The sequence below is a fragment of the Streptomyces sp. NPDC002868 genome, from assembly GCF_055563295.1.
On record NZ_JBVHDR010000002.1, the window covers coordinates 592,338 to 617,619 of the forward strand.

Here is a 25,282-nt window from a genome sequence, read left to right on the forward strand (position 1 = left end):
TTGACCAGGACAGGGAGCCGCATCCCGATGTCGGAGTCCGAGATTGACATCCACACCACCGCAGGAAAGCTCGCGGACCTGCAGCGCCGCGTAGACGAGGCGACGCATGCAGGCTCCGCCCGCGCGGTGGAAAAGCAGCACGCCAAGGGCAAGTTGACTGCCCGCGAGCGGATCGAACTGCTGCTGGACGAGGGTTCGTTCGTGGAACTCGACGAGTTCGCCCGGCACCGGTCCACCGACTTCGGCATGGAGAAGAACCGCCCCTACGGCGACGGTGTGGTCACCGGCTACGGCACGGTGGACGGCCGCCCGGTGGCGGTTTTCTCCCAGGACTTCACGGTCCTCGGCGGGTCCCTGGGCGAGGTCTTCGGCCAGAAGATCATGAAGGTGATGGACTTCGCGCTGAAGACCGGCTGCCCCGTCGTCGGCATCAACGACTCCGGCGGCGCCCGTATCCAGGAGGGCGTCATGGCCCTCGGCATGTACGGCGAGATCTTCCGCCGCAACACCCATGCCTCCGGCGTGATCCCGCAGATCTCGCTGGTCGTCGGACCGTGCGCGGGCGGCGCCGTCTACTCCCCCGCGATCACCGACTTCACGGTGATGGTCGACCAGACCTCGCACATGTTTATCACCGGACCCGACGTCATCAAGACGGTCACCGGCGAGGACGTCGGCTTCGAGGAGCTGGGCGGAGCCCGTACGCACAACACCACCTCGGGTGTCGCGCACCACATGGCGGGCGACGAGAAGGACGCCGTCGAATACGTCAAGTCGCTGCTGTCGTACCTGCCGTCCAACAACCTCTCCGAAGCACCGGCCTTCCCCGAGGAGGCCGACCTGGAGACGACCGACGAGGACCGCGAGCTCGACACCCTCATCCCCGACTCCGCGAACCAGCCCTACGACATGCACACGGTCATCGAGCATGTGCTGGACGACGGCGAGTTCCTGGAGACGCAGACGATGTTCGCGCCGAACATCGTCACCGGCTTCGGCCGGGTCGAGGGCTACCCGGTCGGCATCGTGGCCAACCAGCCGATGCAGTTCGCCGGCTGTCTGGACATCAACGCCTCCGAGAAGGCCGCGCGTTTCGTCCGCACCTGCGACGCCTTCAACGTTCCCGTGCTGACCTTCGTCGACGTGCCCGGCTTCCTGCCCGGCGTCGACCAGGAGTACGGCGGGATCATCCGGCGCGGCGCGAAGCTGATCTACGCCTACGCGGAGGCGACGGTCCCGCTGATCACGGTGATCACGCGGAAGGCCTTCGGCGGCGCGTACGACGTCATGGGCTCCAAGCACCTGGGCGCCGACCTCAATGTGGCCTGGCCGACCGCGCAGATCGCGGTGATGGGCGCGCAGGGCGCGGTCAATATCCTGCACCGCCGCACTATCGAGGCAGCCAAGGACGCAGACGAGGCAGCGGCGACCCGCGCCGAGCTGATCCAGGACTACGAGGACACGCTCCTCAACCCGTACATCGCGGCCGAGCGCGGCTACGTGGACGCCGTGATCATGCCGTCGGAGACGCGGGCGCACGTCGTGCGGGGCCTGCGTCAGCTGCGTACGAAGCGGGCAAGCCTGCCGCCGAAGAAGCACGGCAACATCCCTCTGTAGGCGCACAAACCCATAAGCCTGGAAGGAGCCGCTGTGATCAAGGTTGTACGGGGCAATCCGACCCCGGAGGAGCTGGCCGCCGCACTGGCGGTTGTTCAGGCGCGCGCCGCGGCGACGGCCTCCGCGATGGAGGGCGCCGCGGCGCCGCCCGAGCAGTGGGCCGACCCGGCGCGCATCGCGCGCAGCCGCAGGCCGCTGCCGGGGCCGCGCGCGTGGGCGCGTACGTACTGGCCGGTGTAGGGCAGGCCAACGGGGCTCCGCCCCACACCCTGGTCCTCAATCGCCGGACGGGCTGCTCTTCAGCCCGTCCGGCCGATTCCGTGGCAGCCCGAGGGTCCTAACGGAACAGCAGTCCCATTTGGTCGCTTCGACGCCTGGAATTAGTCCGTTGTCACCCCGGCGGTTGAGTACCCGTACTCAGGCGCCGTCCACGACCCGGCAGCAGGATCGAAGGCATGCTGTGGTCCGACCCGGAGGACGAGCCCCCCAAGGAACTGCGCGAGACGCAAGCCATGATGCGCCGCGTGGGCCTTGTGCTGGCGCTGGCCATGGTGCTTGCGATGTTCGTGCTCGGGCTCCGCTGACCGCCACCTACGATGACCCCATGACCGCTCAGCGCCCCCGCCTCGTCCTCGGTTCCGCCTCCCCCGCCCGGCTCAACCTGCTGCGCCATGCCGGACTCGCCCCCGAGGTGATCGTCAGCGGCGTCGACGAGGACGCGCTGAACGCGCCGACCCCCGCCGAGCTGGCCCTGGTACTCGCCGAGGCGAAGGCAGCCGCCGTGGCCGCCCGCCCCGAGGCCGCCGACGCTCTCGTCATCGGCTGCGACTCGATCCTCGAACTCGACGGCGAGGCCCTCGGCAAGCCGGCCGACGCGGAGGACGCCACCGCCCGCTGGAAGGCGATGCGCGGCCGCTCGGGCGTCCTGCTGACCGGCCACTGCGTGACCGACACCGCGACCGGCCGCAGCGCGTCCGCCACCGCGTCGACCACGGTGCGCTTCGGCGACCCGACGGACGCCGAGATCGCCGCGTACGTCGCCAGCGGCGAACCGCTGCATGTGGCGGGCGCGTTCACGCTGGACGGCCGCTCGGCGCCGTTCATCGACTCCATAGAGGGCGACCACGGGAACGTGATCGGCCTCTCGCTGCCGCTGCTGCGCAGGCTGCTGGCCGAGCTCGGTTACTCGATCACGGACCTGTGGGCGTAGTTCAGGCTGTGGCGGGGGCCTCGGTCTCCGCCCCGTTGCCGTTCTCGGCGCCGGGCCCCCTCTCCTTCTCCTTCTCCTTGCCGTACGACACCAGCGTCAGCACGATCAGCGCCAGCACGACCATCAGGAACGCGAACGCGTCCCACCCCACGAGCCCCACCGTCAGCGCCCCGAATACCCCGTGCACGATCGCGCAACTGATCAGCAGGATCCGGGCGAGACGCCCCGGGGCCCGGTCGCGCAGCCCCATCAGCAGACACAACACGCCACACGTCGCCAGATACAGGCCGAAGACCCCGCCCATCACCCAGGTGCCCGCGACCATCGCAACCGGGTCCAGGTCGGCGAGCGACATGTTCTGGTTGTCGACGAAGGTGGCGAGGATGCCGTTGATCAGCACGATGCCGACGGCCTCCACCAGCAGAACAATCGCGGCCACCACGGCCACCGGTCTGCGCGCCACGGCGCCCCCAACCCTCTGTTACCGGAAGTACGTACGACAGCGTGAACGCTACTAACGGGTAAAGGGCGGGACAAGGGTTCCGGCACGCTCGGTCCCGCAGCAAAGAATCATTGGGCCATTCGTAGGGACTCGACAAAGAAACGTCATCCGTCGCTGGCCTCTCGAACAGAGACCTGTGCCACACCCGAGGGCTACTGTTCGAGGGAGGAACCCGTCGTACCGTGGTGCGACAAGGGATTTCGCGACTTGCGCGAGCCTCGAATCACGCTCCGTGTGGGCAAGCTCACCATTGGGGATGGGTCGAAAGGCCGTGTCGGCAGTCCCTAAACTCAGCTTGTTTCAAGGAGGGAGCCATCGTGCGCAAGGTGCTCATCGCCAACCGTGGCGAAATCGCTGTCCGCGTTGCCCGTGCATGCCGGGACGCCGGGATCGCGAGCGTAGCCGTCTACGCCGATCCGGACCGGGACGCTCTGCATGTCCGCGCGGCCGACGAAGCGTTCGCCCTGGGCGGTGACACCCCGGCCGCCAGCTATCTGGACATGGCCAAGGTGCTCCAGGCGGCGAAGGATTCGGGGGCCGACGCCATTCACCCCGGCTACGGCTTCCTGTCCGAGAACGCCGACTTCGCCCAGGCCGTCATCGACGCGGGTCTGACCTGGATCGGCCCGCCGCCGCAGGCGATCCGCGATCTGGGTGACAAGGTTGCCGCCCGTCATATCGCGCAGCGCGCCGGCGCGCCGCTGGTCGCCGGCACCCCGGACCCGGTCTCCGGTGCCGACGAGGTCGTCGCCTTCGCCCAGGAGCACGGGCTGCCGATCGCGATCAAGGCCGCGTTCGGCGGTGGCGGCCGAGGTCTGAAGGTCGCCCGCACCCTCGAGGAGGTGCCGGAGCTGTACGACTCCGCCGTGCGCGAAGCTGTTGCGGCGTTCGGCCGCGGGGAGTGCTTCGTCGAGCGGTACCTGGACAAGCCGCGGCATGTGGAGACCCAGTGCCTGGCCGACTCCCACGGCAACGTCGTGGTCGTATCGACCCGTGACTGCTCGCTGCAGCGCCGCCACCAGAAGCTGGTGGAGGAGGCCCCGGCGCCGTTCCTGTCCGAGGCGCAGAACGCCGAGCTGTACGCCGCCTCCAAGGCCATCCTGCGCGAAGCGGGCTATGTGGGTGCGGGCACCGTCGAGTTCCTCGTCGGCACCGACGGCACCATCTCCTTCCTGGAGGTCAACACCCGCCTGCAGGTCGAGCACCCGGTCACTGAAGAGGTCACCGGCATCGACCTGGTCCGCGAGATGTTCCGGATCGCCGACGGCGAGGAGCTCGGCTACGACGACCCCGCGGTGCGGGGGCACTCCTTCGAGTTCCGGATCAACGGTGAGGACCCGGGCCGGGGCTTCCTGCCCGCCCCCGGCACCGTCACCACCTTCGCCACGCCGTCCGGTCCCGGCGTCCGCCTGGATGCGGGCGTCGAGTCCGGCAGCGTCATCGGCCCGGCCTGGGACTCCCTGCTGGCCAAGCTGATCGTCACCGGCGCCAGCCGTGAGCAGGCGCTGCAGCGCGCGGCGCGTGCGCTGGCGGAGTTCAATGTCGAGGGCATGGCCACCGCGATCCCCTTCCACCGCGCGGTGGTCACCGACCCGGCGTTCACCGCCAGCCCGTTCCGCGTGCACACCCGGTGGATCGAGACGGAGTTCGTCAACGACATCAAGCCGTTCGTCGCTCCGGCGGAGACGGAGACGGAGGAGGAGCCGGGCCGCGAGACGGTCATCGTCGAGGTCGGCGGCAAGCGCCTGGAAGTCTCGCTGCCCTCCTCACTGGGCATGAGCCTGGCCCGTACCGGCCTGGCCGCCGGTGCCAAGCCCAAGCGGCGCGCCACGAAGAAATCCGCCTCGGCGGCCTCCGGCGACACGCTCGCGTCCCCGATGCAGGGCACCATCGTCAAGATCGCGGTCGAGGAGGGCCAGGAGGTCAGTGAGGGCGACCTCGTCGTCGTACTCGAAGCGATGAAGATGGAACAGCCGCTCAACGCGCACCGCTCCGGCACCATCAAGGGCCTGGCCGCCGAAGTCGGCGCGTCCATCTCCTCCGGCGCCACCATCTGCGAGATCAAGGACTGACGTCCGGCCGTCCGGCTGTGTTCATACGTGTGGGGCCTGCCCGTTCGAGTGAGAACGGGCAGGCCCCACACGTGTGTTCATGATCCGTCGGCGGGTGGGCGGGACAGCAGGAGCAGGGCGAGCGCGCCGCCGACCTGCTGCATGGTCTGCACGATGTTCACGACGGTCGCGTCGAACGCTTCGGACATGGCGGCGATGCCTCCAGGGGACGACAGCAGTCGGAGGACCCCTCCGTTTTCGCAGTGGCATCCTGGACATCCGGGGGCGGACTCAGGGAGGACGGCGCGATGGCGACGAGCACGACGAGTACGGCGAGTACGGCGGCGGGTTCGGCGCGGCCGATGCGAGCCGACGCGCGCCGCAACTACGAACGACTGCTGACCGAAGCCCGTACCGTCTTCGCCGAACACGGAACCGATGCGTCGCTCGAGGAGATCGCACGCCGCTCGGGCGTGGGTATCGGCACCCTGTACCGGCACTTCCCCAACCGCCACGCAATGATGAGCGCGGTCTTCCAGGACGCGCTGGCCTCACTGCTGCAGCGCTCCCGCGAGCTCGCCGGGGCGGAGCAGCCGTGCGGAGCTCTGGTGGAGTGGCTGCGCGCGATCATCACTCATGCGGGTGAGTACCGCGGTCTGGCGCGGGCGCTCATGTCGGCCTCGCACGACGAGAGTTCGGCACTGTCGGAGTGCAGCGTGCCGATGCGCGAGGCGGGCGAGCGGCTGCTGGTGCGGGCGCAGGAGAGCGGCGCAGTGCGGGCGGATGTGTCGATCGGGGACCTGATGCAGCTGACGAACGCGATCGCGCTGGCGGCGGAACAGGACCCGGGGGACCCGGAGTTGGCGGACCGGCTGCTGATGCTGACGCTGCGGGGGCTGAAGGGGGAGGCGGACGGCTGAGGGGGTTCCGGGCGGGGGGGGTACCGCTGCGCGGAGCCTTTCCCCACCCCGCCCCTTCCCCGAACTGGGGCTCCGCCCCAGACCCCGTACGACCTTCGGCCGTGCCCGCAGCCGCGATGACGGGCTCGCGCCCGAGTGAACAGACCGGACCCCTGGGCGCGCCCCTGCCAAGTGCAGTCATTGGGCGGGCCGGTGGGACAACACCTCCACGCTCGGCGCGGGCACGGGCCTCAGCGGCGGCGGAGGTCCGCCACCCTTGCTGCGCGTTCCGCTGGGGGCTGGTCCGGGGTCAGGGATCCCGGCGCCGCGCGCAGCGGGGCGCCCCCGCGGGTGCGGCGTTGGCCCGGGAGAGGGACGTCCCGGCGGGGCTGACGCCCCGTCGGGACGCCGTCACCGCCCGCGGCCCCCGCACCCGATCCGGCCACCGCGATCTGGACCCCCTGGTCCGCCAGCGCCTGGAGCTCCGTCGCCGCGCGGTCGTCGTGCGTCGGCGGCTCATCGGTGACAAGCCGCGTGATCACGTCCGTGGGCACCGTCTGGAACATCGTGTCGGTGCCCAGCTTGGTGTGGTCCGCGAGGACCACCACCTCCGCGGCGGCCTGGACCAGCGCCCGGTCGACGCTCGCCGAGAGCATGTTGGACGTGGACAGTCCGCGCTCCGCGGTCAGTCCGCTCCCGGAGAGGAAGGCACGGGACACCCGCAGCCCCTGCAGGGACTGCTCCGCGCCGCTGCCCACCAGCGCGTAGTTGGAGCCGCGCAACGTCCCCCCGGTCATGACGACTTCGACCCGGTTGGCATGCGCCAGCGCCTGCGCCACCAGCAGGGAGTTGGTGACGACGGTCAGCCCGGGGACGCGCGCGAGCCGGCGGGCCAGCTCCTGCGTCGTCGTCCCCGCGCCGACCACGATGGCCTCGCCCTCTTCGACGAGACTCGCGGCAAGATCGGCGATGGCCGTCTTCTCCGCGGTCGCGGACAAGGATTTCTGCGGAAAGCCGGATTCACGCGTAAAACCGCCCGGCAGTACCGCACCGCCGTGCCGGCGGTCGAGGAGTCCTTCTGCCTCCAGCGCCCGCACGTCCCGCCGTACGGTCACTTCGGAGGTCTGGACGACGCGGGCGAGCTCACGGAGCGACACGGCCCCGTTGGCACGCACCATTTCGAGGATCAATTGGCGACGTTCTGCAGCGAACACGAAACTGACAGTAACCTGACCGGCCGATAGTTTTCAGCACTATGCGCCGAATAACAGAAGTTGCGCCCACACGGGGCCGCCAAGTGGTATGAGCGGAACCGTAGTTGATCGCCGGATGCGCCGAGTACCCGGGGTCCTTCGGGTTTACACCCGCATCACGCTTCGCCCGTCGTTTTCCGGCTCTGCAACTGCCGTGCCACCTCCGCGATCGACCCCGACAGAGACGGATACACAGTGAAAGCGTTTGCGATCTGCTCCACCGTCAGATTGTTGTCGACCGCGATCGAGATGGGATGGATCAGTTCGCTGGCACGCGGCGAGACGACCACGCCGCCCACCACGATCCCCGTACCCGGCCGGCAGAAGATCTTGACGAAGCCGTCCCGGATGCCCTGCATCTTCGCGCGCGGGTTGCGCAGCAGCGGCAGCTTGACCGACCGCGCGTCGATCTTGCCCGCGTCCACGTCCGCCTGACTGTAGCCGACGGTCGCGATCTCCGGGTCGGTGAAGACGTTCGACGAGACGGTCTTGAGGTTCAGCGGCTGCACCGCGTCGCCCAGGTAGTGGTACATCGCGATGCGGCCCTGCATGGCCGCGACCGAGGCGAGTGCGAAGACGCCGGTGACGTCGCCGGCGGCGTACACGCCGGGGGCGCTCGTACGGGAGACCTTGTCGGTCCAGATGTGGCCCGAGTCCTTGAGCCGGACCCCGGCCTCCTCCAGGCCCATACCCGCCGAGTTCGGGATCGCGCCGACCGCCATCAGGCAGTGCGAGCCGGAGATGACCCGGCCGTCGGAGAGCGTGACCTCGACCCGGTCGCCGACGCGCTTGGCGGACTCGGCGCGGGAGCGGGCCATGACGTTCATGCCTCGGCGGCGGAAGACGTCCTCGAGGACGGCGGCGGCGTCCGGGTCCTCGCCGGGCAGCACGCGGTCGCGGGACGAGACGAGGGTGACCCGGGAGCCGAGCGCCTGGTACGCGCCAGCGAACTCCGCGCCCGTAACGCCGGAACCGACCACGATGAGCTCCTCGGGGAGCTCGTCCAGGTCGTACACCTGCGTCCAGTTCAGAATCCGCTCCCCGTCGGGGAGGGCGTCCGGGATCTCGCGCGGGTGACCGCCGGTCGCGATCAGCACGGCGTCGGCGGTCAGCGTCTCCTCGGTGCCGTCCGCGGCGCGCACGACCACCTTGCGGGAGCCGTCCATCGCCTGCTGGCCCTCCAGCCGGCCGCGGCCGCGCAGTACGCGCGCGCCGGCCCGGGTGACGGAGGCCGTGATGTCGTGGGACTGGGCGAGGGCGAGCCGCTTCACCCGTCGGTTGACCTTGCCGAGGTCCACGCCGACCACGCGGGCCGCCTGCTCCAGCGGCGGGGTGTCGTCGGCCACGATGATGCCGAGCTCTTCGTAGGAGGAGTCGAAGGTCGTCATCACCTCGGCCGTGGCGATGAGGGTCTTCGACGGTACGCAGTCGGTCAGCACCGACGCCCCGCCGAGGCCGTCGCAGTCGACGACGGTCACCTCCGCGCCGAGCTGGGCGCCCACCAGGGCCGCCTCGTATCCGCCGGGTCCGCCACCGATGATCACGATCCGGGTCACTGGGGTTACGCCTCGCGCTCTCGTTACGTTCTGCCGGGTTCGGGGGATGGCCCCATGGGACCGCAGTACGTCCCCCATTGTCCCGCACGGTTCAAGTGCCATCGCCCCGGGTCCCTCGATTGGTGAACGGCAACCACCCGTGCCCCTCCCGTACCCTCGATCCCATGTCGCTCTACGCCGCGTACGCCGGCAACCTCGACGCGCGGCTGATGTCCCGCCGCGCCCCGCACTCCCCGCTGCGCGGCACCGGCTGGCTCAACGGCTGGCGGCTGACCTTCGGCGGCGAGCAGATGGGCTGGGAGGGGGCGCTGGCCACGATCGTGGAGGCGCCGCGCTCTCAGGTCTTCGTCGCGCTGTACGACATCGCCCCGATGGACGAGGACTCGATGGACCGCTGGGAGGGCGTCGGCCTGGACATCTACCGGCGTATGCGGGTGCGGGTGGACACGCTGGACGGCGAGGAGCCGGCCTGGGTGTATGTGCTGAACGGGTACGAGGGCGGGCTGCCGTCGGCCCGGTATCTGGGGGAGCTGGCGGATGCGGCGGATTCGGCGGGGGCGCCGCACGACTATGTGATGGAGCTGCGGAAGCGGCCCTGCTAGTGCGTTCGACGCGCCGTTTGTCGGAAACGACAAGACAACGATCCAAAGACCGTGAGCTGCGTCATCTACGCGCGTAGGGAATGACCGGCTACCCTCGTCCGCGTGAACGCATCTGTGAATCCGGACCTCAACGGCGCTACCGCCGACCCCCACGCCGCAGCCGATGCCGCAGCCGCGCGCCTGCGTGAGCTGACCGGCACCGAGACGCATGACGTAGCCCTGGTGATGGGCTCCGGCTGGGCCCCGGCCGTCGACGCGCTCGGTACGCCCGAGGCCGAGTTCCCGGTCACCGAGCTGCCCGGCTTCCCGCCGCCGGCGGTCGAGGGCCATGGCGGCAAGATCCGCTCGTACCGGATCGGCGCGAAGCACGTGCTGGTCTTCCTGGGCCGTACGCACTACTACGAGGGCCGCGGTGTCGCCGCGGTCGCGCACGGGGTGCGCACGGCGATCGCCGCGGGCTGCAAGACCGTCGTCCTGACGAACGGCTGCGGCGGTCTGCGCGAGGGCATGCGGCCCGGCCAGCCGGTGCTGATCAGCGACCACATCAACCTGACGGCGACGTCGCCGATCGTCGGGGCGAACTTCGTGGACCTGACGGACCTGTACTCGCCGCGGCTGCGTGCACTGTGCAAGGAGATCGACGCGTCGCTGGAGGAGGGCGTGTACGTGCAGTTCCCCGGCCCGCACTACGAGACGCCGGCCGAGATCAACATGGTCCGCGTGCTGGGCGGCGACCTGGTGGGCATGTCCACGGTCCTCGAGGCGATCGCGGCGCGCGAGGCGGGCGCGGAGGTGCTGGGCATCTCCCTGGTCACGAACCTGGCGGCGGGCCTGACGGGCGAGCCGCTGAACCACGAGGAAGTGCTGCAGGCGGGACGGGACTCGGCGGCCCGGATGGGCGACCTGCTGACGCGGGTACTGGACCGCATCTGACGGTGCGCTTTGTTCGGGGGGTGCGGGGGTGCGGCGGCTCGGCCGGGGCTTTCCCCCACCCCGCCCCTTCCCGAACTGGGGGCAAGCCCCCCAGACCCCCGTACGCCCTCCGGGCGTGTCCTCAAACGCCGGACGGGCTGCATGTGCAGCCCCTCCGGCGTTTGAGGCGCGGGGCCTGGGGCGGAGCCCCGGTTACGGGAAGGGGCGGGGTGGGGGAACAACACCCCGCCCGAGAATGGTCGGGCGACGAAAACACACGAGAGGCGGACCAACCGTGCAGCAGGACCTCATCGCGCGGGCCAGGGCGTGGCAGGCCGAGGACCCGGACAGTGAGACCCGGGACGAGCTCGGGAAGCTCATCGAGGCGCAGGACCTCGACGAGCTCGCCGTGCGGTTCGCCGGGACGCTGCAGTTCGGGACGGCCGGGCTGCGCGGAGAGCTCGGGGCCGGGCCCATGCGGATGAACCGGGCCGTCGTCATCCGGGCCGCCGCCGGGCTCGCCGCGTACCTGAAGGCGAAGGGGCAGGGCGACGGGCTCGTCGTCATCGGGTACGACGCCCGGTACAAGTCCGCCGACTTCGCGCTCGACACCGCCGCCGTCATGGTCGGCGCCGGCCTCCGCGCCGCCGTGCTGCCGCGCCCGCTGCCCACGCCCGTACTCGCCTTCGCCATAAGGAAGCTGGGCGCCGCCGCGGGCGTCGAGGTCACCGCAAGCCACAACCCCCCGCGTGACAACGGCTACAAGGTCTACCTCGGCGACGGCTCCCAGATCGTGCCGCCCGCCGACGCGGAGATCGCCTCCGAGATCGACGCGATCCGCAGCCTGGGCGACGTACCGCGCGCCGAGACCGGCTGGGACACCCTCGGCGACGAGGCCCTGGAGGCCTATCTGGAGCGTACGGACGCCGTGCTGACCCCCGGCTCCCCCCGCACCGCCCGCGTCGTCTACACCGCCATGCACGGCGTCGGCAAGGACGTACTGACCGCCGCCTTCGCCCGCGCCGGCTTCCCCGCGCCCACCCTCGTACAGGAGCAGGCCGAGCCCGACCCGGCCTTCCCGACCGTCGCGTTCCCCAATCCGGAGGAACCGGGGGCGATGGATCTCGCCTTCGAGACCGCCCGCCGGGTCCAGCCGGACATCGTCATCGCCAATGACCCCGACGCGGACCGCTGCGCCGTAGCCGTCCCCGAAGGCCCGGACTGGAAGATGCTCCGCGGCGACGAGGTCGGAGCGCTGCTCGCCGCGCACCTCGTCCACAAGGGGGTGTCTTCGCGGGACAAGAACAGCACCTTCGCCGAGTCCATCGTGTCCTCGTCCCTGCTCGGGCGGATCGCGGACGCGGCAGGACTCCCGTACGAGGAGACGCTGACCGGCTTCAAGTGGATCGCCCGCGTGGAGGGCCTGCGGTACGGCTACGAGGAGGCGCTGGGCTACTGCGTCGACCCCGACGGCGTACGCGACAAGGACGGCATCACCGCGGCCCTCGTCGTCGCCGAGCTCGCCTCGGAGCTCAAGGAGCAGGGCCGCACCCTCACCGATCTGCTCGACGACCTCGCCGTCGCGCACGGGCTGCACGCCACCGATCAGCTGTCGGTGCGGGTCGAGGACCTGAGCATCATCGCGAACGCGATGCGCGCGCTGCGCGAGCAGCCGCCGGCCGTGCTCGCCGGGCTGCGGGTCGCCGTCGCCGAGGACCTGAACCGGGGCACGGACAAGCTGCCGCCGACGGACGGCCTGCGGTACTACCTCGACGGCGAGTTCAGTGCCCGCGTCATCGTCCGCCCGAGCGGCACCGAGCCGAAGCTCAAGTGCTATCTGGAGGTCGTCGTGCCGGTCGCGGACGCGAGCGAGCTGGCGTCCGCGCGGGAGCGGGCGACGGAGGTCCTGGAGGGGATCAAGCGGGACCTGGCGGCGGCAGCCGGTATCTGACCGCCCGTACGACCGCCCGTACGAGTGAATCTCGTACGGAGTCGAGGCAGCGGCAGCCGCTCCTTCGGAGCGGCCGGGAAAGGGTGGCCCGGTAGCGCACGCCGAGTGCACGCCGAGTCCCAGGAGCAGCCGCTGTGTCCCTCGCCGCGACCGTTCGAGCCACCGTCCCCGCCTCCCGTCGGCCGCCGGCCCCGGGAGGCGATGGCCCGGCAGGCCTACGGGACGGGCTGACGCGGGCACTGCGACGGGCCGCGCCGGCGCTGATCGGCTATCTCGCGGTGCGGCTGTTCGGGCTGCTGGTTCTCTCCAGGTGGTCGCATGTGCGGGGGCACGGCATCTGGCCGACGCTGGCCACCTCCTGGGACTCGCGCTGGTACCTGGAGATCGCCGACCAGGGGTACGACGACGCCCTCGGCACCCGTGTCAACGACAACAACCTCGCCTTCTTCCCGCTCTATCCGGTGCTGGTGAAGGCCGTCGCCGGGGTCACGCCCGGCTCGCGCGCGACGGTGGCGCTGCTGCTCGCGGTCGGGTTCTCGCTCGTCGCGGCGTGGGGCATCTTCGCGGTGGGCGACCGGCTGTACGGGCGACGGGTCGGGATCCTGCTCACCGTGCTGTGGGGCGTGATGCCCGTCGCGATGGTCCAGTGGATGGGCTACACCGAGTCGCTGTTCACGGCGCTCGCGGCATGGGCGCTGTACGCGGTGCTGGCGGGGCGCTGGCTGTGGGCGGGTTCGCTCGCGACGCTGGCAGGGCTGACCAGGCCGACGGGCATCGCGCTGGCGGCGGCGGTGTCGGTCGCCGCGCTGCTGTCCTGCCGCCAAGGCCGGGGCGGGCGCTGGGCGGCGCTGGCGGGGGCGCTGATCGCGCCGGCGGGGTGGCTGGCGTACGTCGCGTGGGTCGGACTGCGGGTGGGCCGCGCGGACGGCTACTTCCTCGTACAGAAGCTGTGGCGGAACGAGTGGGACGGCGGGGCGCGCACGCTGCGCGAATTGCGGCAGCTGCTCGTCTACATGACACGTCCTCAGCTGTTCCTGGTGATCGTGTCGGTGGTGCTGATCGTGTCGGTCGGGCTGTATCTGCTCTGCATCGCCGAACGGCAGCCGCTCGCGCTGCTGGTCTTCACCGGCGTGCTGCTGCTGGTCGTCCTCGGCAGCGGCGGCGTCTACTTCCCGCGCGCCCGCTTTCTGCTGCCGGGCTTCCCGCTGTTGATGCCGGTCGCACGGGCGCTGGCGCGGGCGCGGCGTACGGCGGTGGTGGGGGTGGTGCTGGGAGCTGCGACGCTGTGGTCGGCGTGGCTGGGGGCGTACATGCTGCTGGTGTGGAAGGGCCCACCGTGACCGGGGGCTGCGGTCACAGACGCCGACCGCGAGCCGATCGACGGTCAGCTGCTCGAACGTCAGCAGACCGTCGACGGATCGACCGTCAACGGATCGGTCGTCGGCCGCCTTCAGCCGATCGCCAGCAGCACCGTGAGCAGCGCCGCCCCGGCCACCGCCGGCGCGACGATCTCATACGCCCAGCGGATCTGCGGCTCACCCTGCGCACCCGGCAGCGCGGCGTTGCGCTCGGCCAGTTCCCGCAGGTCCGCGACCGTCTGGTCCGCGGGCGCGACCCGCGCCTTGGAGTCGGTGACATCCGCGCTCACCGACGTCCGCCCGTGCGGGTCGTCCTGCGCGTGCTGCATCTGGCGCCGCGCGGCCCGCTTGCGCTGCCGCAGCGAGACCGGGATCGCCCACAGCTGGTACTTCGTACCGTCCTGTGTGAACGCCTCGCTGGAGTACCCGGCCCGCACATCCGCGACCGCCGCCCAGGGCAGCGTGATCGTCCGGAAGGGGTTCCTGATCCGCAGCCGGTCTTTGTTGGCGAAGACCGCCGGCCGCAGTGTGAACGCCACCACAAGCGGGACGGTCAGCAGCGCCGCGGCGAGTGCCAGCCACGGCGTGCGCCCCTCGCCCCGGATCAACGCGTCCCCGCAGATCCAGGTGATGAGCGCGAGCAGCAGCGCTCCGCCCACCATCGCGCCGGGCGACCGGAAGGTCCGGTCGGCGTAGGTGGGCTCGGCGGGCTGCTGGGGGCTGGTCATGGTTCCGATTCTGCCGTACGCCTCCGGCCGTGGTTCCCTGGCCTGGTGACACCTGCCGCCCACCCTCCCTCGGGCAACCTTCGCCCGGACCCCCTGTACAGGTTGCTACGCGCGTAGATATGCTCCCCTTGTGACCATGCCCTCTGCACCCGCATTCGCTGACGTGACCGCGTCCGACAGCACACTGCGCCGCTTCCTCCACGGCCTGCCCGGCGTCGACGCCGTCGGCCTGGAGGCACGCGCCGCAGGGCTGGGGACGCGTTCGATCAAGACCACGGCCAAGGCGTACGCCATTGACCTGGCCATCTCGATGATCGACCTGACGACGCTCGAAGGCGCGGACACCCCGGGCAAGGTCCGGGCGCTCGCCGCCAAGGCCGTCCATCCCGACCCGACCGACCGCACGACCCCGGCGACCGCCGCGGTCTGCGTCTACCCCGACATGGCCGCCGTCGCCGCCGAGGCCCTGAAGGGCTCCGGCGTCAAGGTCGCCTCCGTCGCCACCGCCTTCCCGGCCGGCCGCGCCGCGCTCGACGTGAAGCTCGCGGACACCCGCGACGCCGTCGCCGCCGGGGCCGACGAGATCGACATGGTGATCGACCGGGGAGCCTTCCTCTCGGGTCGATACTTGAAGGTGTACGAGGAGATCCGGGCCGTGAAGGAGGCCGCCGGCCCCGCCCGGCTGAAGGTCATCTTCGAGACCGGCGAACTCTCCACGTATGACAACATCCGCCGCGCCTCCTGGCTCGGCATGCTGGCCGGCGCGGACTTCATCAAGACCTCGACCGGCAAGGTCGCGGTCAACGCCACCCCGGCCAACACGCTCCTGATGCTGGAGGCCGTGCGCGACTTCCGCGCGCAGACCGGCATCCAGATCGGCGTGAAGCCCGCGGGCGGTATCCGCACCACCAAGGACGCCATCAAGTTCCTCGTCCTGGTCAACGAGACCGTCGGCGAGGACTGGCTGGACAACCACTGGTTCCGCTTCGGCGCGTCGAGCCTGCTGAACGACCTGCTGATGCAGCGTCAGAAGCTGGCGACCGGCCGCTACTCCGGCCCCGACTACGTGACGGTGGACTGATCACCATGGCTTTTGAGTACGCACCCGCCCCCGAATCGCGGTCGATCGTCGACATCGCGCCGTCGTACGGCCTCTTCATCGACGGCGAGTTCACCGACGCCGCGGACGGCAGGGTCTTCAAGACGGTCTCCCCCTCCACCGAGGAAGTCCTCTCCGAGGTCGCCCAGGCCGGCGCCGAGGACGTGGACCGCGCCGTGAAGGCGGCCCGCAAGGCGTTCGAGAAGTGGTCGGCGCTGCCCGGCACGGAGCGCGCCAAGTACCTGTTCCGCATCGCGCGGATCATCCAGGAGCGCTCGCGCGAACTGGCCGTCCTGGAGACCCTCGACAACGGCAAGCCGATCAAGGAGACCCGCGACGCGGACCTCCCCCTCGTCGCCGCGCACTTCTTCTACTACGCGGGCTGGGCCGACAAGCTCGACCACGCCGGGTACGGACCCGGCCCGCGCCCGCTCGGCGTCGCAGGCCAGGTCATCCCCTGGAACTTCCCGCTGCTGATGCTCGCGTGGAAGATCGCCCCGGCGCTCGCCACCGGCAACACCGTGGTGCTGAAGCCCGCCGAGACGACCCCGCTCTCCGCCCTCTTCTTCGCGGACATCTGCCGACAGGCGGGACTGCCGAAGGGCGTCGTCAACATCCTTCCGGGATACGGCGAGACGGGCGCCGCGCTCGTCGAGCACCCCGACGTCAACAAGGTCGCCTTCACCGGCTCGACCGCCGTCGGCAAGGCCATCGCCCGCCAGATCGCCGGCACCGACAAGAAGGTCACCCTCGAACTGGGCGGCAAGGGCGCGAACATCGTCTTCGACGACGCCCCCATCGACCAGGCCGTCGAGGGCATCGTCACCGGCATCTTCTTCAACCAGGGCCAGGTCTGCTGCGCGGGCTCGCGCCTGCTGGTGCAGGAGTCGATCCAGGACGAGCTGCTCGACTCGCTCAAGCGCCGCCTCTCCACGCTGCGCCTCGGCGACCCGCTGGACAAGAACACCGACATCGGCGCGATCAACTCCGCCGAGCAGCTGGCCCGCATCAAGGCGCTGACCGAGACGGGCGAGGCGGAGGGTGCCGAGCGCTGGTCGCCGGCGTGCGAGCTGCCGAGTTCCGGCTACTGGTTCGCCCCGACGCTGTTCACGAATGTCACTCAGGCGCACAGGATCGCGCGCGACGAGATCTTCGGCCCGGTGCTGTCGGTGCTGACGTTCCGTACGCCGGACGAGGCGGTCGCCAAGGCCAACAACAGCCAGTACGGCCTGTCCGCCGGAATCTGGACGGAGAAGGGCTCCCGCATCCTCGCGGTCGCCGGCAAGCTCCGCGCTGGTGTGGTGTGGGCCAACACGTTCAACAAGTTCGACCCGACCTCGCCGTTCGGCGGCTACAAGGAGTCGGGCTTCGGCCGCGAGGGCGGCCGTCACGGTCTGGAGGCCTACCTCGATGTCTGACGTGTCTCGTCTTGGCGTCTTCAAGACCTACAAGCTGTACGTCGGGGGCAAGTTCCCCCGCTCCGAGAGCGGCCGGGTGTACGAGGTGACGGACTCCAAGGGCAAGTGGCTGGCCAACGCCCCTCTCTCCTCCCGCAAGGACGCGCGTGACGCGGTCGTCGCGGCCCGCAAGGCCTTCGGCGGCTGGTCGGGCGCGACCGCGTACAACCGCGGCCAGATCCTCTACCGCATCGCCGAGATGCTGGAGGGCCGTCGCGAGCAGTTCGTACGCGAAGTGGCGGACGCGGAGGGCCTGTCCAAGTCGAAGGCGGCGGCCGTCGTCGACGCGGCGATCGACCGCTGGGTCTGGTACGCGGGCTGGACGGACAAGATCGGCCAGGTCGTGGGCGGGGCGAACCCGGTCGCGGGCCCGTTCTTCAACCTCTCCATCCCCGAGCCGACCGGCGTCGTGACGATCCTCGCTCCGCAGGAGTCGTCGTTCCTGGGCCTGGTCTCGGTGCTCGCCCCGGTGATCGCCACTGGCAATACGGCGATCGTCGTCGCGAGCGAGAAGTCCCCGCTCCCGGCCCTCTCCCTCGGCGAGGTGCTGGCCACATCCGACCTCCCCGGCGGCGTGGTCAACGTCCTCTCGGGCCGGACCGCCGAGATCGCGACGCCGCTGGCCTCGCACCAGGACGTCAACGCCATCGACCTCACCGGTGCCGATGACGAACTGGCGGAGGAGCTGGAGATCGCGGCGGCGGACAACCTCAAGCGCGTCCTTCGTCCACAGGCTGTGGATTTCTCGGCCGACCCCGGCACCCACCGCCTGACGGCCTTCCTGGAGACCAAGACGGTCTGGCACCCGACGGGCTCGCTCGGCGCGTCCGGTTCGGCGTACTGACCCACCCGGACCGTCCCGGCGCCCGGACCGTCCACCCGCCCGGGCCGACCCGGCCCCATGACCGAGCCCCCTGCCGTCCCGTCCGGCGGCAGGGGGCTCTCTTGTGCGCGCGGCTCAGCCCGGGAGCAGCGCCGTCGCCTGCCCGACCAGCGGCAGGTCCCGCAGTGCGCCGCCCTTGGCCACCGGGTCCGTCACCATCGCGGTGCTCACCGGCTTGAAGTCCGCGATCTGCGTGCCCACGGCGTTGTTCAGCGGGTCGACGCCGGTGTTCGCCAGCGGGTCGAGCTGAAGGCGCTTGACCGGAGCCAGCGCGCCCGGCAGCGCGTGCTCGACCCCGGCAGGCACATTGAGGTCGTCCGCCGACTGCCCGGACGCCGGGGGTGCGCCCACCGGCGGCATGGGCGCCGCCTGCGCCGCCGCACCTCCCGCGCCGATGGCCGCACCCGCCGCGGCGACGGTCAGACCGACGCGCCGCAGAGCGCGCCGCTGGTTGTTCGAAGCTGCATGACGAGCCATGGGATTCCTGCCTATTCGAGTAATCGTGTGAGTGCGCAGAGTAGTTGAGTCGGGACTCCCGATACCAACCGCTGCCCCGGGGGGTCCCCTGCCCGGGTCAATGCCGCACACTTGTCTCCCGTGAGTTCCCAACCCATCCCGACCCGCGTCGTCTTGCTCGCGGGCCCCTCAGGCTCCGGAAAGTCGTCCCTCGCCGCCCGCACCGGCCTGCCGGTGCTGCGCCTCGACGACTTCTACAAAGAGGCCGGCGACCCGACGCTGCCGCTCGTCGCGGGCAGTACGGACATCGACTGGGACTCCCCAGGGTCCTGGGACGCGGATGCGGCGGTGGCGGCGATCGTGGAGCTGTGCCGTACGGGACGTACGACCGTCCCCGTGTACGACATCGCCACGAGCGCACGCGTCGACACGGCGGCGCTCGACATCGACCGCACGCCGCTGTTCGTGGCGGAGGGCATCTTCGCGGCGGACATCGTCGAGCGCTGCCAGGAACTGGGCGTGCTGGCGGACGCGCTGTGCCTGCGCGGCCGCCCGTCGACGACGTTCCGCCGCCGGCTGGCCCGGGACCTGCGCGAGGGCCGCAAGTCGGTGGGCTTCCTGCTCCGCCGCGGCTGGCGCCTGATGCGCGCGGAACGCGGCATCGTGGCCCGCCAGACAAGCCTGGGAGCGCACCCCTGCGGCAAAGAGGAGGCCCTGGGCCGCTTGGCGGCGGCGGCCGCGGGCCGCTGCCGAAGGTCGCCTGCGGCGCGGACGTTGGCGTAACGGGGGTCGTTCCCACCCGCCCGCCCTTGATGGTGGGGTACGGGGTACCCCACGCGCCGGTGGCGGCAGCTTCGCGCCGCACGCTCGCGTTGCCCAGGCTTCCGCTGCGCGGGCCCCGTCGCCTCAACCGGGACCGGTGGCCCCTCGGGCCGAACGGTGCGAGAGGCGCAAAAAAAGAAGTGCGGGGCCGGACAAGACCCCCCGGCCTGTCCGGTCCCGCTCTGTTTCCCCGTGGTCCCCCGTGACCCCGTGGTTCCCCCGTTCCCGCCGTCTCCCCCGAAACAGCGGCCCCGTTCCCCCCGTTACCCTCAGGCCACCAGCTCGCCGAAGGACTCTTCCTCGTCACGGCCGAAGCTGAGGACCTCGTCCTCGCGCAGCCGGCGGAGCGACCGCCAGATGCTCGACTTCACCGTGCCGACACTGATGTCCAGGATCTCCGCGATCTCCGGGTCGGTGCGGCCCTCGTAGTAGCGAAGGACCAGCATCGTCCGCTGGAGCTCGGGCAGCCTGGCCAGCGCCTGCCAGAGCACCGCGCGCAGCTCCGTACCCCGCATCGCGTCGGTGTCGCTCGCCGTCTCCGGCAGCTCCTCCGTCGGGTACTCGTTGAGCTTGCGCCGGCGCCAGGCGCTGATGTGCAGGTTGGTCATCGTGCGGCGCAGATAGCCCCCGACCGCCGCCTTGTCGCTGATCCTGTCCCAGGCCCGGTACGTCGAGAACAGCGCGCTCTGCAGCAGATCCTCCGCCTCGAACCGGTCACCGGTCAGGTGGTACGCGGTCGCGTACAGGGAGGCGCGGCGCTCCTGCACGTAGGCGGTGAACTCCGCCTCCGAAAGGCTCGTCCGCTCCCCCGTTGCCTCCCCGTACGCGGCCCCGCTGCCCCCCACGGGTGCGTCAACCACCGTCATGTACGACGGCTTGTGCTGACGCCCGGCGCCGCGAACGCACCCCCGCCCGTTCACGGCGCCGGACTTCTCCGTGCTCCTCACGACGTCGTGGAGACGCGTGACAACTGCGCTTGAGTTGGTGCTGTGCAGTGCGTTCATCTCGCGCCCCCCGTCGAGTGGAGTCAGCTTCTGTCCGTGTGCCAAGAAGCTTGCCCCGGCAGTTTCATGGCGCTGTCCGTCGACTGTCACAGACCTGTCACAGGGCCCGGCCGACGCTCAACTGCACCGTGACGCCGCACGGATTGGCGAATCGTCGAAGCCCTGACCGCCTTGGCGTTCTGCGGACGCCCGGGGTGGTGCGGCCCGCTGGAACGAACAGGGGAGGCGGCTCCTGCACGCGGCCATGCGACCGGGCGCCGACGCCTCCCTGCTCGGCGACGATCACGGCCGCACTCCCCCGCCCACCACCACGGCCCGGGTGGCGTCGGGCTCCCCGAGATCTGCGCCGCACTTGACCGGCACAGCCCGGCCGTCCTGCACTTCGCAGCGCACAGGTCCTTCGACGGCGTGTTCCTCCAGCGAGGAGGACGGGGCGCTCCGTGTACGCCGGGAAGCGTTCTGCGAGCAGATCGCCCGGGCTCGGCATCCGCCCCGCCTCGCAGTGCTGAGCTTCTGCGACTCCTACCCCATGGCCGACACCGTCGCGATCACGATCCCGTCGGTGATCAGCTGGCCGTGCCTCATAGACGACGGCCAGGCACAGCCGTTCGCCGACCAGCTCTACCTCTCGCCGGCTTCCCGGCGCTCCATCGGCGAGAGCTGCGAGGACGCGAAGGCCGCGCTGTACTGCCGGCCGCCGGACGGTCCGCCTGCGCTGCACGGCAGCCCCGGGGTCCGGATCTTCTGACGGAACCCTCCGGTAAAGCCCTCTCCCATCCGTCCCGGAAGCGCTCGAAACGCCTCTCACAAGCGGAGGAGTCGTGTGAGAGGGCCCCAACGGTCGAACTCCGGCACCCCAATGGGCCAGAATGACCTCCGTGCCTTTCCTGTTGCTGATCGAGGACGACGACGCCATCCGCACGGCCCTCGAACTCTCGCTGTCACGCCAGGGCCACCGAGTGGCCACCGCGGCGACGGGCGAGGACGGCCTGAAGCTGCTGCGCGAGCAGCGGCCGGACCTGATCGTGCTGGATGTGATGCTGCCCGGGATCGACGGTTTCGAGGTGTGCCGGCGGATCAGGCGGACCGACCAGCTGCCGATCATCCTGCTGACCGCGCGCAGCGACGACATCGATGTGGTCGTGGGCCTTGAGTCGGGCGCGGACGACTATGTCGTCAAACCCGTGCAGGGCCGTGTGCTGGACGCCCGGATCCGCGCGGTGCTGCGGCGCGGAGAGCGGGAGTCCACCGACTCGGCGACCTTCGGCTCGCTGGTGATCGACCGCTCCGCGATGACGGTCACCAAGAACGGTGAGGACCTGCAGCTCACGCCGACCGAGCTGCGGCTGCTGCTGGAACTGAGCCGCAGGCCCGGGCAGGCCCTGTCGCGGCAGCAGCTGCTGCGGCTGGTGTGGGAGCACGACTACCTCGGCGACTCACGGCTGGTCGACGCGTGTGTGCAGCGGTTGCGGGCGAAGGTGGAGGACGTGCCGTCCTCACCGACCCTGATCCGTACGGTGCGTGGCGTGGGCTACCGGCTGGACGTCCCGCAGTGAGACATGTGCACACGGTGACGGCCCACAGGAACGGAACCCCTCGGTGAGCGGTGCCGCAAAGCGCGCGATCCTCGCCGGACTTCGCTGGACGAGCCTGCGGCTGCGTCTCGTCGTCGTCTTCGCCCTGGTCGCGCTGACCGCCGCCGTGTCCGCGTCGGGCATCGCGTACTGGCTCAACCGCGAAGCCGTGCTGACCCGTACGCAGGACTCGGCGCTCCGGGACTTCCGCCAGGAGATGCAGAACCGGGCCGCCGCGCTGCCGCTGCACCCCACGCAGAACGAGCTGCAGAAGGCCGCCGAGCAGATGGCCGGCGGCAACTCCGGCTACAGCGTGCTGCTCATCGGCGAGCGGGCCGAGGGCAAGCCGATCGCCGGCGCATCGGACCCGGACAGCTTCACGCTCGACGACGTGCCGGACAAGCTGCAGGAGGCGGTGAACGAGCGGCAGGGCGTCGGCGCGGGCAACTCCGTCCCGTACCACCTCTACTGGCAGCGCACCCAGCGCGGCAGCAAGCCCTATCTGGTAGGCGGCACGCGGATCATCGGCGGCGGTCCGACCGGCTATCTGTTCAAGTCGCTGGACCAGGAGCGCCAGGACCTCAACTCGCTCGCCTGGTCCCTGGGGATCGCCACCGCGCTCGCGCTCGTCGGCTCCGCGCTGCTCGCGCAGGCCGCGGCCACTACCGTGCTCAAGCCCGTGCACCGCCTCGGTGAGGCGGCCCGCCGGCTCGGCGAGGGCAAGCTCGACACCCGGCTGCGGGTCTCCGGCACGGACGAACTCGCCGAGCTGGCAAGGACGTTCAACAAGACGGCGGAGTCGCTGGAGAAGAAGGTCGCGGACATGAGCGCGCGGGAGGAGTCCAGCCGCCGCTTCGTCGCCGACATGTCGCACGAGCTGCGCACCCCGCTGACCGCGCTCACCGCCGTCACCGAGGTGCTGGAGGACGAGGCCGACAGCCTCGACCCGATGATCGCGCCCGCCGTGAACCTGGTGGTGAGCGAGACCCGGCGGCTCGGCGACCTCGTCGAGAATCTGATGGAGGTCACCCGCTTCGACGCGGGCACGGCCAGGCTCGTAGTGGACACGGTCGACGTCGCCGACCAGGTCACCGCCTGCATCGACGCACGTGCCTGGCTGGACGCGGTGGAGCTGGACGCCGAGCGCGGGATCATGGCGCGGCTCGATCCGCGCCGGCTCGACGTGATTCTGGCGAATCTGATCGGCAACGCACTCAAGCACGGCGGTTCGCCGGTACGGGTGTCGGTGCGGCCGGTCGACCACGAGCTGCTGATCGAGGTACGGGACCACGGGCCCGGCATCCCCGAGGACGTACTGCCGCATGTCTTCGACCGGTTCTACAAGGCGAGCGCCTCGCGGCCGCGCTCCGAGGGCAGCGGTCTGGGGCTGTCGATCGCGATGGAGAACGCGCACATCCACGGTGGCGACATCATCGCGGCGAACTCCGCGGACGGCGACGGCGCGGTGTTCGTACTGCGGCTGCCGCGCGACGCCTCGTCGCTGAAGGACAGCGACGGGCACGACGACGGGGATGCGGACGCGGACGGTGGCGAAGAGCGCAACCGCGATCGGGGAGAGGGAGACGCGCAGTGACGCCGAACGGCCGTACCCGCACCCGTGCCCGGCGCACGGCAGCCACTCTGGCCGTGCTCACGACCGCCGTGGTGCTCGGCGGCTGCGGGATCCGGCCCACCCAGGTGCCGGTCGACGCGGGCCCCGCCCCCTCGCGCGCGCCCTGTGAGGTGACCGGCGAGAACGTAACCCCGCAGGCGCAGCCGCAGGGCGTCCCGGTCCGCGTCTACCTGGTCTGCGCATCGCAGCTGGAGTCCGTGGACCGTACGGCCCGAATTCCCGAGGGGAAGGCCGTCGACAGCCGCGTACAGGTGGCGCAGGCACTCCTCGACGAGCTCCAGGAGGAGCCGTCGTCGCCGGAGCACGAGGCCGGCTTCGTCACGTACGTAGGCGGGCCGCTGACGCTGAGCGGGCCGCGCGAGGGCGATCCCGCGGGCACGCTGCGGCTGAGCCGTCAGCCGGAGGACCTTCCGACGGCGGCGCTCGCCCAGATCGTCTGCACCTTCGCGGAGAGCAGGACGGCCGCTACGGACGGCTCGGTGCTGCTGGGCGGGCCCGGGGAGTACGCGCCGCGGGGGTACCAGTGTTCCGCCGGGACCAAGCAGCGGCCCGACGAGGCCGTGCCGACCCTCGGTCCGCTCCCCTCGTCGTAGGCGTCGTCCCCGTAGGCGTCGCAGGCCTCCCCCTGGGCCGGCCGGGTTCCTCTTGGCGCCGCGCGGAACCGATTCGCGCGCAGCATGCGTCTTGGGGGGCGTGCAGCGTCAAGGTCCGGTCGGCAGTGCCGCCATCCGCTTCCGCGCGGCGGGGGTCATCCTCCTCCTCGCGCATCTGCTGCTCGTCGCATGGCTGACGCTGCGCCCGCTGGACGTGGTGTGGGTGACGGCCACGAATCTCGAGCCGTTCGCCGGGATAAAGGCGGACCTGGCGCTGGGTTCCGTTCAGGCCGCGCGCCGGATAGCCGAAGGACTGCTGCTGCTGGCACCTCTCGGCATACTGCTGCCGATGGCGGGCGGCCGGCTCACCGTCTCGCCCCTGGCCTCGCTGGCCCGCACGATCGCGGCCGGAGCCCTGCTGTCGCTCGGCATCGAGCTGCTGCAGACCGGGGTGCCCGGCCGGGTGCTCGACGTGGACTCGCTGCTGCTGAACACGGCCGGGGTGGCCCTGGCCCATCTGTTGGTGGTGCCCGCGGGCCGGGCCCGCCTCCGTCGCAGGCAGGAGCGGGCGGCCGCGGGCTCCTCCCGGCAGCGCCGCGGGGCCCTGCTGCGGGATGAGGCGCCTCAGGGGGCTACCCCGACGATTCCCAGGGTCGGGATCGCACCGTAGAGCGACGCTTTGACCCCCTTCGCTCGGCCACCATGGAGTCATCGGGAGCACGACGGAGCTGCTCCCACGACCGGTTCTCGCGAAGGAGCCCACCATGTCCGCACTTGCCCGCCCCCGAGACGGACGCATGATCGGTGGAGTGTGCGCAGCGCTGGCTCGGCGCTTCGGCACCTCCGCAACCACGATGCGTGTGATCTTCGTGCTCTCGTGTCTGCTGCCCGGGCCGCAGTTCCTGCTCTACCTGGCGCTGTGGGCGCTGCTGCCGTCGGAGAAGACCGCCGGCACCGCCTGGTAGTTCACCGCCTGGCAGTACCTCCTGGCACAAGCAAAGTGGGGGGGCCCCCCCCCACCGGGGGGGGCCCCCCCCCGGTTTGGGGGGGGGGCCCCCCGGCAGCCCCCGCCCGGGCGGCCCCCCCGCCCCCCCCCGCCCCCCCCCCCCCCCCCGCCCCACG

At 70.9% G+C, this 25,282-nt stretch carries 26 protein-coding genes; 20 read left to right on the plus strand and 6 right to left on the minus strand.

The features are described 5' to 3' along the window. The first annotated feature begins 27 nt into the window (after window positions 1-27). The 4 genes from ACZ3H8_RS08630 (at window position 28) to ACZ3H8_RS08645 (ending at window position 2,827) form a co-directional block, all read left to right on the plus strand. Entirely contained in the window at window positions 28-1,617 is a 1,590-nt protein-coding gene (locus ACZ3H8_RS08630; protein ID WP_467399099.1) for an acyl-CoA carboxylase subunit beta, read from the plus strand. Between the two features lie 33 nt (window positions 1,618-1,650). Next, the gene (locus ACZ3H8_RS08635) at window positions 1,651-1,857 is read left to right on the plus strand and encodes an acyl-CoA carboxylase epsilon subunit (RefSeq protein WP_467399102.1); all 207 of its coding nucleotides are present in this window, start codon (window positions 1,651-1,653) and stop codon (window positions 1,855-1,857) included. A 215-nt stretch (window positions 1,858-2,072) separates the two neighbouring features. After that, complete coding sequence (gene mmpB / locus ACZ3H8_RS08640; RefSeq protein ID WP_285427440.1) at window positions 2,073-2,201, plus strand: morphogenic membrane protein MmpB; 129 nt, start codon at window positions 2,073-2,075, stop codon at window positions 2,199-2,201. Between the two features lie 20 nt (window positions 2,202-2,221). Next, on the plus strand, window positions 2,222-2,827 hold the full coding sequence (locus ACZ3H8_RS08645; protein ID WP_467399105.1) for a Maf family protein: 606 nt from the start codon (window positions 2,222-2,224) through the stop codon (window positions 2,825-2,827). Between the two features lies 1 nt (window position 2,828). Here the strand turns inward: ACZ3H8_RS08645 and ACZ3H8_RS08650 are convergent, their stop codons facing one another. Beyond that, window positions 2,829-3,290: a hypothetical protein gene (locus tag ACZ3H8_RS08650; protein WP_467399108.1), complete on the minus strand. Its 462-nt coding sequence runs from the start codon at window positions 3,288-3,290 to the stop codon at window positions 2,829-2,831. A gap of 356 nt (window positions 3,291-3,646) precedes the next feature. Here ACZ3H8_RS08650 and ACZ3H8_RS08655 point away from each other — a divergent pair, with 356 nt between their 5' ends. Beyond that, window positions 3,647-5,401, plus strand: a complete 1,755-nt coding sequence (locus ACZ3H8_RS08655) for an acetyl/propionyl/methylcrotonyl-CoA carboxylase subunit alpha (RefSeq protein ID WP_467399110.1) — start codon at window positions 3,647-3,649, stop codon at window positions 5,399-5,401. Between the two features lie 287 nt (window positions 5,402-5,688). Beyond that, window positions 5,689-6,300 (plus strand): TetR/AcrR family transcriptional regulator, encoded by a 612-nt coding sequence (locus ACZ3H8_RS08660; protein WP_467399113.1) that lies wholly within the window; start codon window positions 5,689-5,691, stop codon window positions 6,298-6,300. Window positions 6,301-6,530: 230 nt separating this feature from the next. Here the strand turns inward: ACZ3H8_RS08660 and ACZ3H8_RS08665 are convergent, their stop codons facing one another. Together ACZ3H8_RS08665 and ACZ3H8_RS08670 are read right to left on the minus strand one after the other, a co-directional pair. Next, window positions 6,531-7,493, minus strand: coding sequence for a DeoR/GlpR family DNA-binding transcription regulator (locus ACZ3H8_RS08665; protein ID WP_467399115.1), 963 nt, complete (start codon window positions 7,491-7,493; stop codon window positions 6,531-6,533). Between the two features lie 155 nt (window positions 7,494-7,648). Beyond that, window positions 7,649-9,088 (minus strand): NAD(P)H-quinone dehydrogenase, encoded by a 1,440-nt coding sequence (locus ACZ3H8_RS08670; protein ID WP_467399119.1) that lies wholly within the window; start codon window positions 9,086-9,088, stop codon window positions 7,649-7,651. Between the two features lie 164 nt (window positions 9,089-9,252). Between ACZ3H8_RS08670 and ACZ3H8_RS08675 the strand changes: the two genes are divergently transcribed. The 4 genes from ACZ3H8_RS08675 to ACZ3H8_RS08690 all read left to right on the plus strand — a co-directional run bounded on the left by ACZ3H8_RS08675 (window position 9,253) and on the right by ACZ3H8_RS08690 (window position 13,893). Further along, the gene (locus tag ACZ3H8_RS08675) at window positions 9,253-9,690 is read left to right on the plus strand and encodes a gamma-glutamylcyclotransferase family protein (RefSeq protein WP_142214025.1); all 438 of its coding nucleotides are present in this window, start codon (window positions 9,253-9,255) and stop codon (window positions 9,688-9,690) included. Between the two features lie 102 nt (window positions 9,691-9,792). After that, window positions 9,793-10,623 carry a purine-nucleoside phosphorylase gene (locus ACZ3H8_RS08680; RefSeq protein ID WP_467399123.1) on the plus strand — a complete coding sequence of 277 codons (831 nt, stop codon included), beginning with the start codon at window positions 9,793-9,795 and terminating at the stop codon, window positions 10,621-10,623. Window positions 10,624-10,858: 235 nt separating this feature from the next. After that, window positions 10,859-12,553: a phospho-sugar mutase gene (locus tag ACZ3H8_RS08685; protein WP_467399125.1), complete on the plus strand. Its 1,695-nt coding sequence runs from the start codon at window positions 10,859-10,861 to the stop codon at window positions 12,551-12,553. Window positions 12,554-12,687: 134 nt separating this feature from the next. Then, on the plus strand, window positions 12,688-13,893 hold the full coding sequence (locus ACZ3H8_RS08690) for a hypothetical protein (protein WP_467399128.1): 1,206 nt from the start codon (window positions 12,688-12,690) through the stop codon (window positions 13,891-13,893). A gap of 110 nt (window positions 13,894-14,003) precedes the next feature. Here ACZ3H8_RS08690 and ACZ3H8_RS08695 read toward each other — a convergent pair whose 3' ends face one another. After that, the gene (locus ACZ3H8_RS08695) at window positions 14,004-14,639 is read right to left on the minus strand and encodes a PH domain-containing protein (protein WP_467399130.1); all 636 of its coding nucleotides are present in this window, start codon (window positions 14,637-14,639) and stop codon (window positions 14,004-14,006) included. 136 nt (window positions 14,640-14,775) lie between these two features. On the opposite strand from ACZ3H8_RS08695, the gene deoC reads away from it, so the two are divergent. Genes deoC through ACZ3H8_RS08710 form a run of 3 tightly spaced genes read left to right on the plus strand, consistent with a single transcriptional unit; the run spans window position 14,776 to window position 18,039 of the window. Next, on the plus strand, window positions 14,776-15,720 hold the full coding sequence (deoC, locus tag ACZ3H8_RS08700) for a deoxyribose-phosphate aldolase (RefSeq protein ID WP_307661504.1): 945 nt from the start codon (window positions 14,776-14,778) through the stop codon (window positions 15,718-15,720). Further along, window positions 15,720-17,156 (plus strand): aldehyde dehydrogenase family protein, encoded by a 1,437-nt coding sequence (locus tag ACZ3H8_RS08705; protein WP_467399960.1) that lies wholly within the window; start codon window positions 15,720-15,722, stop codon window positions 17,154-17,156. The genes deoC and ACZ3H8_RS08705 overlap by 1 nt, the downstream gene beginning before the upstream one ends. Beyond that, complete coding sequence (locus tag ACZ3H8_RS08710; protein WP_467399133.1) at window positions 17,149-18,039, plus strand: aldehyde dehydrogenase family protein; 891 nt, start codon at window positions 17,149-17,151, stop codon at window positions 18,037-18,039. The genes ACZ3H8_RS08705 and ACZ3H8_RS08710 overlap by 8 nt, the downstream gene beginning before the upstream one ends. 114 nt (window positions 18,040-18,153) lie before the next feature. Here the strand turns inward: ACZ3H8_RS08710 and ACZ3H8_RS08715 are convergent, their stop codons facing one another. Beyond that, entirely contained in the window at window positions 18,154-18,555 is a 402-nt protein-coding gene (locus ACZ3H8_RS08715) for a hypothetical protein (RefSeq protein ID WP_467399135.1), read from the minus strand. Between the two features lie 120 nt (window positions 18,556-18,675). Between ACZ3H8_RS08715 and ACZ3H8_RS08720 the strand changes: the two genes are divergently transcribed. Next, window positions 18,676-19,317, plus strand: coding sequence for a hypothetical protein (locus ACZ3H8_RS08720; protein ID WP_467399138.1), 642 nt, complete (start codon window positions 18,676-18,678; stop codon window positions 19,315-19,317). A gap of 308 nt (window positions 19,318-19,625) precedes the next feature. Here the strand turns inward: ACZ3H8_RS08720 and ACZ3H8_RS08725 are convergent, their stop codons facing one another. Further along, window positions 19,626-20,360: a SigE family RNA polymerase sigma factor gene (locus tag ACZ3H8_RS08725; protein ID WP_356223015.1), complete on the minus strand. Its 735-nt coding sequence runs from the start codon at window positions 20,358-20,360 to the stop codon at window positions 19,626-19,628. 352 nt (window positions 20,361-20,712) lie between these two features. On the opposite strand from ACZ3H8_RS08725, the gene ACZ3H8_RS08730 reads away from it, so the two are divergent. The 6 genes from ACZ3H8_RS08730 (at window position 20,713) to ACZ3H8_RS08755 (ending at window position 25,125) form a co-directional block, all read left to right on the plus strand. Further along, window positions 20,713-21,108, plus strand: coding sequence for a hypothetical protein (locus tag ACZ3H8_RS08730; RefSeq protein ID WP_467399142.1), 396 nt, complete (start codon window positions 20,713-20,715; stop codon window positions 21,106-21,108). A 130-nt stretch (window positions 21,109-21,238) separates the two neighbouring features. Next, window positions 21,239-21,916 (plus strand): two-component system response regulator AfsQ1, encoded by a 678-nt coding sequence (gene afsQ1 / locus ACZ3H8_RS08735; protein ID WP_175257369.1) that lies wholly within the window; start codon window positions 21,239-21,241, stop codon window positions 21,914-21,916. Between the two features lie 43 nt (window positions 21,917-21,959). Then, complete coding sequence (locus ACZ3H8_RS08740) at window positions 21,960-23,528, plus strand: ATP-binding protein (protein WP_467399144.1); 1,569 nt, start codon at window positions 21,960-21,962, stop codon at window positions 23,526-23,528. Beyond that, window positions 23,525-24,160, plus strand: coding sequence for a hypothetical protein (locus ACZ3H8_RS08745; RefSeq protein ID WP_467399147.1), 636 nt, complete (start codon window positions 23,525-23,527; stop codon window positions 24,158-24,160). Before ACZ3H8_RS08740 ends, ACZ3H8_RS08745 begins: the two co-directional genes overlap by 4 nt. A 100-nt stretch (window positions 24,161-24,260) precedes the next feature. Further along, on the plus strand, window positions 24,261-24,830 hold the full coding sequence (locus ACZ3H8_RS08750) for a VanZ family protein (RefSeq protein WP_467399149.1): 570 nt from the start codon (window positions 24,261-24,263) through the stop codon (window positions 24,828-24,830). A 94-nt stretch (window positions 24,831-24,924) separates the two neighbouring features. Next, window positions 24,925-25,125 carry a PspC domain-containing protein gene (locus ACZ3H8_RS08755; protein WP_467399152.1) on the plus strand — a complete coding sequence of 67 codons (201 nt, stop codon included), beginning with the start codon at window positions 24,925-24,927 and terminating at the stop codon, window positions 25,123-25,125. Window positions 25,126-25,282: the final 157 nt, after the last annotated feature.

What these genes read in the sequence shown, in the direction of transcription:
- ACZ3H8_RS08630 (WP_467399099.1), top strand. Translation starts at nt 28, where the DNA reads ATGTCGGAGTCCGAGATTGACATCCACACCACCGCAGGAAAGCTCGCG.
- mmpB (WP_285427440.1), top strand. Translation starts at nt 2,073, where the DNA reads ATGCTGTGGTCCGACCCGGAGGACGAGCCCCCCAAGGAACTGCGCGAG.
- ACZ3H8_RS08645 (WP_467399105.1), top strand. Translation starts at nt 2,222, where the DNA reads ATGACCGCTCAGCGCCCCCGCCTCGTCCTCGGTTCCGCCTCCCCCGCC.
- ACZ3H8_RS08660 (WP_467399113.1), top strand. Translation starts at nt 5,689, where the DNA reads ATGGCGACGAGCACGACGAGTACGGCGAGTACGGCGGCGGGTTCGGCG.
- ACZ3H8_RS08675 (WP_142214025.1), top strand. Translation starts at nt 9,253, where the DNA reads ATGTCGCTCTACGCCGCGTACGCCGGCAACCTCGACGCGCGGCTGATG.
- ACZ3H8_RS08685 (WP_467399125.1), top strand. Translation starts at nt 10,859, where the DNA reads ATGGTCGGGCGACGAAAACACACGAGAGGCGGACCAACCGTGCAGCAG.
- ACZ3H8_RS08695 (WP_467399130.1), bottom strand. Translation starts at nt 14,639, where the DNA reads ATGACCAGCCCCCAGCAGCCCGCCGAGCCCACCTACGCCGACCGGACC.
- deoC (WP_307661504.1), top strand. Translation starts at nt 14,776, where the DNA reads ATGCCCTCTGCACCCGCATTCGCTGACGTGACCGCGTCCGACAGCACA.
- ACZ3H8_RS08710 (WP_467399133.1), top strand. Translation starts at nt 17,149, where the DNA reads ATGTCTGACGTGTCTCGTCTTGGCGTCTTCAAGACCTACAAGCTGTAC.
- ACZ3H8_RS08715 (WP_467399135.1), bottom strand. Translation starts at nt 18,555, where the DNA reads ATGGCTCGTCATGCAGCTTCGAACAACCAGCGGCGCGCTCTGCGGCGC.
- ACZ3H8_RS08725 (WP_356223015.1), bottom strand. Translation starts at nt 20,360, where the DNA reads ATGAACGCACTGCACAGCACCAACTCAAGCGCAGTTGTCACGCGTCTC.
- ACZ3H8_RS08755 (WP_467399152.1), top strand. Translation starts at nt 24,925, where the DNA reads ATGTCCGCACTTGCCCGCCCCCGAGACGGACGCATGATCGGTGGAGTG.